General features: G+C 72.5%; 9 protein-coding genes. 7 read left to right on the top strand and 2 right to left on the bottom strand.

Annotated features, from left to right (window positions below; genetic code table 11):
- Positions 1 to 339 precede the first annotated feature (339 nt).
- The 3 genes from AB0B68_RS31000 to AB0B68_RS30990 all read left to right on the top strand — a co-directional run bounded on the left by AB0B68_RS31000 (position 340) and on the right by AB0B68_RS30990 (position 3,791).
- On the top strand, positions 340 to 1,308 hold the full coding sequence (locus AB0B68_RS31000) for a DUF5715 family protein (RefSeq protein ID WP_357230068.1): 969 nt from the start codon (positions 340 to 342) through the stop codon (positions 1,306 to 1,308).
- A 4-nt stretch (positions 1,309 to 1,312) separates the two neighbouring features.
- Positions 1,313 to 2,902, top strand: a complete 1,590-nt coding sequence (locus tag AB0B68_RS30995; RefSeq protein ID WP_357197801.1) for an asparagine synthase-related protein — start codon at positions 1,313 to 1,315, stop codon at positions 2,900 to 2,902.
- 61 nt (positions 2,903 to 2,963) lie between these two features.
- Complete coding sequence (locus tag AB0B68_RS30990) at positions 2,964 to 3,791, top strand: MerR family transcriptional regulator (RefSeq protein WP_357264478.1); 828 nt, start codon at positions 2,964 to 2,966, stop codon at positions 3,789 to 3,791.
- 4 nt (positions 3,792 to 3,795) lie between these two features.
- On the opposite strand, the gene AB0B68_RS30985 is transcribed toward AB0B68_RS30990, so the two are convergent.
- Positions 3,796 to 5,007 (bottom strand): SLC13 family permease, encoded by a 1,212-nt coding sequence (locus AB0B68_RS30985; protein ID WP_357264475.1) that lies wholly within the window; start codon positions 5,005 to 5,007, stop codon positions 3,796 to 3,798.
- Positions 5,008 to 5,153: 146 nt separating this feature from the next.
- Positions 5,154 to 6,599, bottom strand: coding sequence for a hypothetical protein (locus AB0B68_RS30980; RefSeq protein ID WP_357197810.1), 1,446 nt, complete (start codon positions 6,597 to 6,599; stop codon positions 5,154 to 5,156).
- 138 nt (positions 6,600 to 6,737) lie between these two features.
- Here AB0B68_RS30980 and AB0B68_RS30975 point away from each other — a divergent pair, with 138 nt between their 5' ends.
- From AB0B68_RS30975 to AB0B68_RS30960, 4 genes are all read left to right on the top strand, one after another.
- On the top strand, positions 6,738 to 7,445 hold the full coding sequence (locus AB0B68_RS30975; protein ID WP_357264472.1) for a DUF305 domain-containing protein: 708 nt from the start codon (positions 6,738 to 6,740) through the stop codon (positions 7,443 to 7,445).
- 27 nt (positions 7,446 to 7,472) lie between these two features.
- Positions 7,473 to 8,693 carry a histidine kinase gene (locus AB0B68_RS30970; RefSeq protein ID WP_357197816.1) on the top strand — a complete coding sequence of 407 codons (1,221 nt, stop codon included), beginning with the start codon at positions 7,473 to 7,475 and terminating at the stop codon, positions 8,691 to 8,693.
- Complete coding sequence (locus AB0B68_RS30965; protein WP_357197819.1) at positions 8,690 to 9,355, top strand: response regulator transcription factor; 666 nt, start codon at positions 8,690 to 8,692, stop codon at positions 9,353 to 9,355. Before AB0B68_RS30970 ends, AB0B68_RS30965 begins: the two co-directional genes overlap by 4 nt.
- 147 nt (positions 9,356 to 9,502) lie before the next feature.
- On the top strand, positions 9,503 to 11,977 hold the full coding sequence (locus AB0B68_RS30960) for an ABC transporter permease (RefSeq protein ID WP_357264469.1): 2,475 nt from the start codon (positions 9,503 to 9,505) through the stop codon (positions 11,975 to 11,977).
- The last annotated feature ends 57 nt before the right edge of the window (positions 11,978 to 12,034 follow it).

Below are 12,034 nucleotides of genomic sequence, written 5' to 3'. Positions count from 1 at the left end.
CGCGCTGGGCGCCGCGCTCGCCGCCGCCGACGCCGTCCGCGGCGGCGGGCCCACCGCTGCGGGAGGACTGCCGTCGTACGCCGAGGTGCAGGCCCTGGTGCCCAGGGGCGGCGACTGACAGCGGCGGCCTGAGCGCTCGCGGTGCGGGGAGGGCTTGGCTTGGCTTGGCTCATGCTCCAAAGGCACCACATTGACCGTGCCACCGCCTGGGGCCGGTGCGTCGTCCGCGCACCCTTCGAGGGGAGATAGGAGGAATGTTCGGTCCGTTCCGGTCCCGATGATTACGGTGTGTTTCAGGGCGAACCTACCCAGTGCCGTGACCGGAGAGAGGGACCCGTCATGCGAGTGCCCAGCCGTAGCCCGGGACAGCAGCCCGGTTCGCCTCCGTCGCCCACCGCCCCGGCCCGCCGTCGACCCTCCGGTGCGACCCCCCGCCGCGTGTCCGCCCCCGCCCCCGACCTGCCCGCTTACCGGGCCGCCGTCGCCGAACTGCTGGTCGAGGTCGGCGCACTGGCCGACGCGGCGAGCACCCGGGCCCGGCAGGTGCTCATCGACGAGCGGCTGCGGGAACCGGCGCTCGCCGCCGTCCTCGACGCCACCCCGCAGGGGCTGATCGGCGCGCGCGAGACGTTGCTGCTGGAGATGGCCCGCTACCAACCGAACGAGCGCACGTCGGCGACCGACCTCAGCGCGCTGGTCCGGATCTACCTGCTCTCCCGCATCGACGTGCTGTGGTGGCAGGACGCGCCGACCTTCGTCACCGACGACCAGGTCAACGGCAGTCCCGAGCTGGTCGACCTGGAATGGTTGCGCCGCCGCGACCTGCTGCGCTTCCGTTACCAGGAGCAGCCCGCCACGATACTGGGCCGGGCCGCCCGCGGGCTGCGTCGCCGGCTGCGACCCGACGCCACCCCGCGCACCGCGGGGCTGCTGTTCCGCCGCGCCCGGCGCGAGGTGGTGGCGCTGCTCAACGACATCGGACGGGAGTTCTCCGCCGTCGCGCCGCCGGCCACCCCGCCGCTCTGGGTGACCAGCCTGGTCCGCAGCGCAGAACACCAGTACCGGCTGCGCCGTCTGGGCTACGCGGCGATGCTGCCCAGCGGGCACTGCCTCGGCTACTCGGCCGACGTCGAGTTGGCCTGGTTCGAGCGTTTCGGCGCGCGCGAGGCCCTGGCGGAACTGCTGCTGAGCCGGCAGGAGGCCGGTGAGCTGAACGTGATCGACGAGGGGCAGGCCTGGCACCTCTGTCTCGCGCCCACCGCCCGGCGTCGTCTACGCCGGTCCTACGAGGCTGAGATGGGGGTCTGAGCCGGTGTGCGGCATCGCGTTGAGTATCGGCCCCGAGGCCGACCCGGCGACCTTCCGGCGGATGCTCGCCGCCCTGGCCCCGCGTGGTGAGGTCACCGAGACCCGGTCCGAGAGCGGGCTGCTCGCCGGCACCCGGCGGCTGCGGATCGTCGACCGGGACCGGGCGGTGCAGCCGTGGACGTCGACCGACGAGCGGTGGCTGCTCTGCTTCAACGGCGAAATCTTCAACCACCGGGAGTTGCGGGCGCAGCTGACCCGCCTGGGGCAGACCTTCCGCACCGAGAGCGACACCGAGGTGCTGCTCGCCGCGTTCCAGCAGTGGGGCGAGGCGGCGGCAACCCGACTCCGCGGCGAGTACGCCTTCGCGGTCGTCGAACGGGCCACCGGCCGCGCGTACCTGGCCCGCGACCCGCTCGGGGTCAAGCCGCTGTACTGGTCCCGTCGACCCGGCTGCCTGCACCTCGCCTCCGAGGTCAAGGCACTCGTCGGGCACGGCACCCCGATCGCCGAGGTGCCGCCCGGGCACCACGGCTGGGCGGAGGCGGACGGGCACGTGCGACTGAGCCCGTACGTCGACCTGCTCACCATCGCCGACGGCCTGCCGGTCATCGACGACCCGGACGAGGCCGCGCTGCTGGTCCGCGCCGCGCTCAGCGACTCGATCCGGATGCGGGTGGAGACCGACCTGACCGTCGGGGTGGTGCTCTCCGGTGGCCTGGACAGCTCGCTGACCCTGCGGCAGGTCCGCGACATTCACCCGGACTGCGTCGCGGTGACAGTCGGCGTCGCGGACAGCCCCGACGTGGCGTACGCCCGGCGGCTGGCCGCCGACCTCGACGTGCCACACGTGGTGGTCGAACTGCGCCCGCGCGACATCCGGCTCGCCGACGTCCGCGAGGCCGTCCGGATCTCCGAGCTGACCGAGTACGGCGACATCATCAACGCGGTCGTCTCGGTGCCGATCTTCCGGCGGCTCCGCGATCTGGGCATCAAGGTGGTGCTGACCGGCGACGGCTCCGACGAGCTGTTCGGCGGGTACCCGATGTATCACCAGGTCGCCCCGGCGGCGGCCCGCCGACTGTTCCTGCACCGGATCCGCAACCTGTGCCGCACCGAGTTGCAGCGCGTCGACCGGGCCGCGATGGCGTACGGCGTGGAGGCCCGGGTGCCGTTCCTCGACCTCAGCGTGGTGGAGCTGGCGATGCGGTTGCCGGTGGATCTGAAGCTGCGCCACGGGCAGGAGAAGTGGATCGTCCGGCGGGCGTTCGCCGACGTGCTGCCGGACTACATCCTCCGCCGTCCGAAGAACCCGATGTCGTACTCGTCGGGGTTGCACGAGCGGGTCCGGCTGTACAAGCCGCTCTTCGCCCGGCTGCACCGCTCCTTCGGCTACGACCTGCAGGAGCCGGTCCGCCGGGACTTCGACACCGTGCTGAGCCGCTGCGGCAACGACCTGGACCGGGCCATCGCCGACGGGCTGACCCGACCCGACTACACGGTCCTGGAGCACGCCCGCGACCTGGTCGGCGCGGCCAAGTGGAACGCCGCTCCGATGGTCCGCCGGCTGGTCGGCCCGCGCCCCGCCCGCCACTGACGGCTGCCCCGCACGCCACGCTTGACTCTGACACGGTGTCAGGGACGAGTGTGAGGGGGCCATGTTCACCATCGGAGACTTCGCCAGACTCGGCCGGGTGTCGGTACGGATGCTGCGCCACTACGACAGCATCGGCCTGCTGCCCCCCGCCAGCGTCGACCCGCACACCGGCTACCGCTTCTACCGCGCCGACCAGCTGCGCCGGCTCAACCGGGTGATCGCCCTCAAGGAGCTGGGCCTCACCCTCGAACAGGTGCGCTCCATCGTCGACGACGCCGTCGACGTGGCCGAGCTGCGCGGCATGCTGCGGCTGCGCCGGAGCCAGCTGGCGGAACAGTTGGCCGCCGACACGGCCCGGCTCACGGCCGTCGAGGCGAGGCTTCGGATGATCGAGTCGGAGGGACGGATGACCACCCAGGACGTCGTCCTCAAGGAGATCGCGCCGGTCCGCGTGGCGGAGCTGATCGCCGTCGCGCCTAGTTACCAGGGTGAGGACATCGGCCCGGTGATCCAGCCGCTCTACCCGGAGTTGTTCCGTCGGCTGACCGCCGCCGGGATCACCCCGACGGGGCCGAGCATCGCCTGGTACGAGCCCGTCGACCCGGGCGGCGACGCTGTCGTCGTCCACGCCGGTGTGCTCGTCGACGTCGAGCCGTCCGCGGCGCCCGACGTCACGGTGCGTGACCTGCCGGAGCTGCGCACCGCCGCGACGACCATCCATCACGGGGCGATGGACGACGTCGAGCCGAGCATGCAGGCGCTCGCCCGGTGGATCGAGGCGAACGGCTACCGCACCGACGGCTTCGCCCGGGAGGTCTACCTCGACTACTGCCCGGACACCCCGGAGAAGGGCGTCACCGAGCTTCAGGTCGCCGTGTACCGCGACTGAGCGCTCAGCTCACCAGCAGCAGCGCGCCGACCGCGGCGAGCGTCGCGGTGACCGCGAGCAGGGTGCTGGTCAGCACGAAGCGGGTCACCGGCACCGCGACCCGGGCCGCCCGGCAGCGCTCGAACCACAGCAGGGTGGCCAGTGACGCCCAGGGGGCGGCCAGCGGGCCGACGTTGGTGCCGATCAGCAGGGCCAGCAGGCGGGTGTGGTCACCGGCCGGCAGCACCGACTCGCCGGCCAGGTAGGCGGGCAGGTTGTTCACGGCGTTGGCGAGCAGCGCTCCGGTGCCACCGGCGCGCAGGGCGCCCAGGGCGCCGCCGTCGGCGCCGACCAGGGTGCCGACCAGGTCGTCCAGCCCGTGCCGGCCGAGGGTCTGCACCACCAGGAACAGGCCGGTGACGAAGAACAGCAGGCGCACGGGGACCAGCCCCGGGCGCAGCGTGGCGGGGGAGCGGACCAGGAACCCGACCAGCACCAGCGCGAGCCCGACGGTGGAGGCGATCTCGATCTCCACGCCGGCGAGGATGCCGGCGACGAAGATCAGGCAACCGGCGAGCGCCGTACGGTGCAGCACCGGGTCGGCCGGTACGTGCCGGGTCGGCGGGACGAAGCGCCCACCGGCTGGCCGCTCCCGCCGCCACCACAGGAACCAGAGCAGGGCCATGGTGACCGCCACGGCGGCGAGCTGTGGCAACGCCATCCGAGCCGCGTACGTCAGCGGTGCCAGCCCGACCCGCTCGGCGGCGAGCAGGTTGGTCAGGTTGGACACCGGCAGCAGCAGGCTCGCGGTGTTCGCCAGCCAGACCGTGGTGACGGCGAGCGGGGCGGCGGGGATCCGCAGGTTGCGGGCCAGCGCGAGCAGCACCGGGGTGAGCAGTACGGCTGTGGTGTCGAGGTTGAGTACGAGGGTGGTCAGCGTGGCGAGACCGCCGCAGAGCAGGAACAGCGCGGCCCACCTGCCCCGGGAGGCGATGGCCAGTCGGCTGGCCAGCACGTCGAAGACACCGGCCACCGCGGTCAGCTCGGCGAGCACGATCACGGTGCCGAGGAACAGCAGCAGCGGCAGGATCCGGTGCAGGGTGGCGGTGGTCTCGGCCCGGGGGAGTAGCCCGCTCAGCGCGCAGGCCGCCCCGACGACGGCGAGGACGGCCGCCACCACGTCCAGCGGGTGGGGCCGCCAACGCGTGGTCGGTTCGGGCGGGGCTGCGACTGTCACAACTGTTCACGTTGACACAGGGTCTGACCAGGTGCCCGGCAACCCCACGCCCTGGTGACCAGCCCCACCGTGGCGACCTGCCGCCGGACACGGGCCGGGCCCGGCCCCCGACGATCGGGGACCGGGCCCGGTGTGGTGCGCGGTGCCTACCAGCCCAGGTAGCTGGGCTGGGTCTGCACGTTGAGCTCCTGGTAACGGGTCAGCTTGGCCGACCAGGTACGCCAGTCGTTCAGCTCCAGGACGTCCAGGCCCTTCACCATGTCGTTCGAGTAGATGTGGCCGTTGTAGTAGTACGCGGACCAGGTGCCGCCGCCGACGAAGGTGTCGGCCGACAGCGGGCCGCGCTCCCAGAAGGCGATCTCCTTCGGGTTGGCCGAGTCGGTGAAGTCGAACACCGAGATGCCACCCTGGTACCACGCCTGGACCATGATGTCCTTGCCGAGCACCGGGATGAGCGAGCCGTTGTGCGCCACGCAGTTCTCGGTGTCGGCGTTCGCCCGGGGGATCTTGTAGTAGCTGCGGAAGGTCATCGTCCGGGCGTTGCCGCGGCCGGCGATGTCGTAGATGGCGTCCGCCCCGCGGTTCGGGCCGACGGCCTCGTTGCAGGTCGCCGCCCCGCCACCACCCAGCTCGTCGGTGAAGATCACCTTGGTGCCGGAGTTGTTGAAGGTGGCCGAGTGCCAGAACGCGAAGTTGGTCTCGTCCCGGACCCGGTTGATGACCCGGGGGGCCTCGCGGTTCTTGATGTCGAGCAGGATGCCGTCACCCATGCAGGCGCCGGCGGCCAGGTCCTTCGACGGGTAGGCGGTGATGTCGTGGCAACCGGTGGTCGCCGAGCCGGTCGGGCTGCCGGGGAAGCCACCGTCCGGGAAGAGGTTCGGCGTCGCGACCACTGCCGCGTCGGTCGGCTTCTTCAGCGGCACCTTGACGATGGAGATGGAGTCGTGCGGCGGCTGGCAGTCCGGGAATTCGGCCCGCGGGCTGTACGACGAGACGTACAGGTAGACGGCCTTGCGGTCCTTGCCCGGCACCAGGGTGTGGGTGTGGGAGCCACAGGCGGTCTCGACGGACTTGATGTAGCGCGGGTTGGCCTTGTCCTTGATGTCGAAGACCTTGATGCCCTCCCACGAGCCCTTCACGTCCGCTCCCTGCGTGGTGCTGTTGCAGGAGTCGTCGCTGCGCGACGAGTCGGTGGAGAGGAAGAGCAGGTCGCCGTGGACGGAGATGTCGTTCTGCGACCCCGGGCAGAGCACCCGGGCCTTGACCGTCGGCGCGCTGGGCCGCGAGATGTCGTAGATGACGAAGCCGTTGTAGTTGCCGGCGAACGCGTACTTGCCCTGGAAGGCGATGTCGCTGTTCGTCGCGTCCAGTGGGGCGACCTTGGGCAGGTTGGCGATCTGGCGCAGGTTGGGGCTGCTGACGATCTCGTCGACGCCGGGGATCGTGTTGGTGAGCGCGGGAGCCGGGGCCGCCTGCGGCACCGTCTGGGCGCTGCTCGCCGGGGCGACGAGGGCGCTGGCGACGAGGAGGCCGGTCGTGGCGAGCGCCACGACACGCAGTTGTCGTAACCGTGGCTTGTGGAATCTGATCATCGGCGGGGCCCTTCGCAAGGGGGAGACGATGGTTGACACGTTACCGTCCGACGAAGATCGTCGATGTGAGCTGGATCACATGAAAGCGGGTTCTTCAATGGATAGCATCGCGGTGACCTCGACTGCAGGGAGTGGCCCATGACCAACCGGCGCGCACGCATCCTGGCCGTCGTCACATTGGCTCTCGTGTTGCCGCTGGTGGTGTTCATGGTGATCCGCCTCGACGGCGACACCGGTACGAGCGCACCGCGGCCGGTCTCCGCCCCCGCCACCTCCGCCGCGTCGCCGCCGGCCAGCCCCGTCCCCACCGACCTGACCGTCATCGCGCCCGGCCGTCCAGGCGAGACGGCGGCCACCCGCCCGGCGCACGAGGTCCGCGACGCCGGTCCCGCCCCGCACAACTCGCTGGACGTCTGGTTCGTCCGGATGATGATCCCGCACCACGCGCAGGCCCTGGCGATGGCGGAGCTCGCCCCCGACCGGGCCGCCGACCCCGACGTCCGGGCGATCGCCGAGCGCATCCGGGCCAGCCAGGGGCCGGAGATGGGCATGATGCGCGGCTGGCTGCAGACCCGTGGCCTCCCGGCGGAGGTGCAGCGACACGACCACGGCACCATGCGCGGCATGCAGTCGCCAGAGGCGATGCGGCAGCTCGCGGCGGCCCGTGGCGCTGACTTCGACACGCTCTTCGTCCGGATGATGACCGAGCACCACCAGGGCGCCATCGAGATGGCCACCAACCTGCTCACTGTCGGCTCCGACCTGACGCTCAACGAGTTCGCCAACTCCGTCGCCACCGAGCAGACCGTCGAGATCGACCGCATGCGCGAGGTCCTCGGCGGCTGAGTCCTAGCGCCCCGGCACGTACGCTGGGTGACCGTGACACGCACCCTGTTCGGTCGCCCGCTGCGCGGCGTCGCCTTCGACGTGGCCGTGGCCGCGCTGGTGGTCCTCGTCTCCCTGGCCGCGGCGGTGAACCAGCCGGGCGGTTGGGCGGCCACGGCGGTCGGCCTGGGGATGGCGGTCGCGTTGCTGTTCCGCCGCACCCACCCGAGCGCGGTGACGGTGGCGGTCGCGGCGCTCGCGCTGATCCAGGTCATCGCCCGCTGGGGTCCACTCATCTACGACGTGGCCGTCCTGATCGCGCTCTACAGCGTGGTGAAGTACGGCCGGCGGCTGCGCGACGGCGTGTTGGCCGGCGCTGTCGCGGCCGTCGGGGTGCTGCTGGCCGCCGCGCAGACCCCCAACGTCATCCAGTGGTGGGTGACCGCGCTGTGGTACGCGCTGGTCACCGGCGCGGTGTGGTTGGTCGCGCTGAACGTGCGGACCCGCCGGCTCTACGTGCTCAGCCTGGAGGAGCGGGCCACCACCCTGGAACGCGAGCGGGAGGCCGAGTCCCGGGCGGCGGTCGCCGAGGAACGCACCCGGATAGCCCGTGAGCTGCACGACGTGGTCGCCCACAGCATGGCCGTGATGATCGTCCAGGCGGACGGGGCCCGGTTCATGCTCGACCGTGACCCCGCCCAGGCGCGCACCGCCGTGAAGGTGGTAGCGGACACCGGCCGGCAGGCCCTCGAAGAGATGCGCCGCCTGGTCGGCGTACTCCGCGACGCCGGCCCCGCCGGCGCGGACGGGACCGACGGGCTCGCTGTGGCGGCCGACCCCGAGCACCGACGCCTCGCGCTGGCCGAGCTGCCCGACCTGCTGGCCCGGTTCGACGACGCCGGTCTGCACGTCCGCAGCACCGTCACCGGTGTGCCACCGGCCCTGCCACCGGGCCTGGAGCTGACCGTCTACCGGGTGGTGCAGGAGGCGCTGACCAACGCGCTCAAGCACGCCGGCGTCGGCGCCGGCGTCGAGGTCGTCCTGTCGTACACCGCCGAGGCCGTCGTGGTCCGGGTGGTCGACGACGGTCGCGGCCGCCCGCTGGTCAGCCCGGCGCCGTCCGGCGGTCACGGCCTGCTCGGCATGCGGGAGCGGGTGACGGTGTACGACGGCAGCCTCACCGCCGGTCCCCGGCCGACCGGGGGCTGGCAGGTCGAGGTCCGGCTGCCGCTACCGTCAGAGAGGGCAACGGAGGTGATCGCGGCATGACGGTCCGGGTAGTGATCGTGGACGACCAGGCGCTGGTCCGCGCCGGGTTCCGGATGGTGCTGGAATCCCAGCCCGACCTGGAGGTCGTCGGGGAGGCCATCGACGGTGCGGACGCCCTGCGGGTGCTCGCCCGCACCGAGGCCGACGTGGTCGTGATGGACATCCGGATGCCCACGATGGACGGGGTGGAGGCGACCCGTCGACTCTGCGCCGAGCGGCCAGCGGGTGGCCCTCGGGTGCTGGTGCTGACCACCTTCGACACCGAGGCGGACGCGTTCGCGGCGCTCCAGGCCGGGGCGAGTGGCTTCCTGCTCAAGAACGTCCCGCCGGAGGAGCTGCTGGCCGCGATCCGGGTGGTGGCCCAGGGTGACTCGGTGGTGGCTCCGTCGATCACCCGTCGCCTGCTGGACCGGTTCGCCGGGCAGCTCGGCGCCGCCCCCAGCGCCGACCCTCGACTCGCGCAGCTCACCGAACGGGAACGGGAGGTGCTGCTGCTGGTCGCCCAAGGGCTGTCCAACGCGGAGATCGCCGCCCGGGTGCACGTGGCCGAGGCGACGGTGAAGACCCACGTCGGGCGGATCCTGGGCAAACTCCAGCTGCGCGACCGGGTCCAGGCGGTGGTCCTGGCGTACGAGAGCGGGCTGGTCACGCCCGGCGGATGACTCCGCGTACGACCTGGGTCGTAGCGGCCGGCGTTCGCACCGCGACCCGGGGCGCACGCAGGTCGAGCGCACAGGTGGAGATCGACAGACCGGTACCGGCCATAGCGTCGGAGGGGTCCGATCCGCCACCTGCACCGGGAGCCCCGCATGATCCGCCTGACCCTGCGTTCGCTGCGCGCCGAGGCGCTGCGCATGCTGCTCTCGGCGCTCGCCGTCGTGCTCGGCGTCGCGTTCGTCGCCGGCACGATGATCTTCGTCGACGGGATGCGGACCGGGGCGTACGAGCGGGCCGGCACCTTCGACCGCCACACCGACCTGGGGGTCTACTCGGCGGGCCGCGAGGTGCTGCCCCCGGCGCTGGTCGACCGGGTGCGGGCGGTCGACGGGGTGGCCGCCGCCGCCGGTGAGCTGACCAACACCGCCGGGATCGTCGGCGCCGACGGTCGGCCGGTGCTCGGCTTCACCATGCTCGTCGCGATCCCCACCGAGGACGCGCTGCGCTCGTACGACGTGGTGGCCGGCCGGTTGCCCGACCGGGCCGGGGAGGTGGTGCTCGACGCGCCGACGGCGGCCGAGCAGGGCTTCGGGCTCGGCGCGGCGGTCCGGATCGGCGCCACCGGTGGGGCGGCCCGCCCGTACACCCTGGTGGGCACCGTCGACGTGGCCGGCACCGCCCGCGACGTCGGCGGTCCGTTCGTCGGCCTGGTCGGGCCGGACGCGTTGACCCTCACCGGCGAGCGGGGCTACGGCCGGATCATGGTGGCGGCCCGACCGGGCGCCGACGTCGCCGCGCTCGCCGAGAAGGTACGCGCCGTGTCCGGCGCCGAAGCCACTGTGAAGAGCCGCCAGCAGATCCTCGACGAGGCAGTGGAGGACGCGGTGCGCAACGTGGACCAGTTCCGCATGCTGCTGTTGATCTTCGTAGGGGTCGCGATAGTGGTGGCCGGCTTCGTGATCGCCAACACCTTCGCGATCGTGCTGGCCCAGCGCACCCGACGGACCGCGCTGCTGCGCCTGATCGGTGCCACCCGGGGACAGGTCTTCCGGTCCACACTGCTGGAGTCGGCGGTGCTGGGGCTGGTCGCCTCCGCGCTCGGGGTGCTGCTCGGGGTGGCCCTCGCCGCCGGGTTGCGGCTGGTGCTGTCCCACCTGGACGTGCCGGTCACCGGTGGGCTGACCGTGACCGGTTCGACAGTGCTCACCGGCCTGCTGCTGGGCACCGGGATCACCGTGTGCGCCGCCCTCCTGCCGGCCTGGCGGGGGACGCGGATCGCCCCGGTGGCCGCGCTCACCGACGCCGCGGTACAGCCCAGCCGGGGTGCCGGCCGGGTGCGACTGAGCATCGGCGCGGTGGTCCTCGCCGTCGGTGTGGCCGCCCTCGCGGGCGCCGCCAGCGCCGGTCAGCTGCTCCTGGTGGCCGTCGGTGGGGTGCTCACCTTCTTCGGGATCGTGCTGTTCGGGCCGGTGCTCGTCCCCGCGCTGGCCCGGGTGTTCGGCTGGCCGGTGCGACGAGTGCTCGGCGCCGTCGGCGAACTGGCGGTCAGCAACACGGTGCGCAACCCACGGCGGGTCGCCGCGACCGCCACCGCGCTGGTGATCGGCATTGGACTGGTCTCGGCGTTCATGGTCGGTGCGCGCAGCACCAAGGACGGCATCGAGCGCAGCGTGGACGCCCAGATCGGAACGGACTTCGTGGTCAGCGGAATCGGTCAGGACCTGCCGGCCGCGCTCGTCGGTGAGCTGGCCTCCCGTCCCGAACTGGGTGTGGTGCACGAGCAGCGCAGCACTGTCGTCGACGACGTCGAGATCCGCGCGGCCCACCCGGCGCTGGTGGGCCGGACCCTGAGCGGGGTGCTGGCCGGCGACGCCGAGCGGGTCGGGCCGGGGCAGGTGCTGGTGCACCGCGAGTTGGCGCGGGCCCGCGGCTGGGAGGTGGGCTCCGCGGTGACAGTCAGGGGGAAAGCGTTCCGGGTGGCCGCCGTGGTCACCGACGACACCCCGGACGGTGAGGTGCCAGCGGGTCACGTCATCGACCTGTCCGACCAGGACTTCGCCGCGCTCTTCCCCGCCCGACGCGGCTACCTGGCCGAGATCGACCCCGCCGCCGGGGTGAGCGCCGAGCGGGCCCGCGACGCGATCACTGTGGTGCTGGGCCGCTACCCCACTGTGAACCTGATGGACCAGGGCGCCTACAAGAAGATGCTCACCGGGACTGTGGACATGCTGCTCGCCTTCGTCACCGCGCTGCTCGGTCTGGCCGTCGTGATCGCTCTGGTCGGCGTGGCGAACACCCTGAGCCTGTCCGTGGTCGAACGGACCAGGGAGAACGCCGTGCTGCGGGCGGTCGGGCTCACCCGGGGGCGGATGCGGGCGGTGCTCGCCGTCGAGGCGGTGCTGATGGCGCTGGTCGGCGCGGTGCTCGGAGTCGGACTCGGCACCGGAGTCAGCGCCTCCGCGATGGCCCTGCTGGACCGCCTCGGCGGTGACTTCCACGTGGTGCTGCCGCTCGGCCAGCTCGGGCTGATCCTCGGTGTCGCGGTGCTCGCCGCCCTGCTCGCCTCGGTGCTGCCGGCCCGCCGGGCGCTGTCCCGCCCGGTCGTCGAGGCGCTCGCCGACCAGTGACCCGGTCGCCGGGGTCCGGACCGGCCGGGTCAGAGCCCAGGGACCGGACGGACATCC

The organism is Micromonospora sp. NPDC049049, assembly GCF_040649115.1.
Lineage (GTDB): Bacteria > Actinomycetota > Actinomycetes > Mycobacteriales > Micromonosporaceae > Micromonospora.
Note: the sequence above shows the minus strand (reverse complement) of the source record. Positions and strands in the feature narration are given on the sequence as shown.

Bases quoted from the DNA above. Each gene is read 5' to 3' on its own strand.
- AB0B68_RS31000 (WP_357230068.1), top strand. From the start codon at position 340: ATGCGAGTGCCCAGCCGTAGCCCGGGACAGCAGCCCGGTTCGCCTCCG.
- AB0B68_RS30990 (WP_357264478.1), top strand. From the start codon at position 2,964: ATGTTCACCATCGGAGACTTCGCCAGACTCGGCCGGGTGTCGGTACGG.
- AB0B68_RS30980 (WP_357197810.1), bottom strand. From the start codon at position 6,599: ATGATCAGATTCCACAAGCCACGGTTACGACAACTGCGTGTCGTGGCG.
- AB0B68_RS30975 (WP_357264472.1), top strand. From the start codon at position 6,738: ATGACCAACCGGCGCGCACGCATCCTGGCCGTCGTCACATTGGCTCTC.
- AB0B68_RS30965 (WP_357197819.1), top strand. From the start codon at position 8,690: ATGACGGTCCGGGTAGTGATCGTGGACGACCAGGCGCTGGTCCGCGCC.
- AB0B68_RS30960 (WP_357264469.1), top strand. From the start codon at position 9,503: ATGATCCGCCTGACCCTGCGTTCGCTGCGCGCCGAGGCGCTGCGCATG.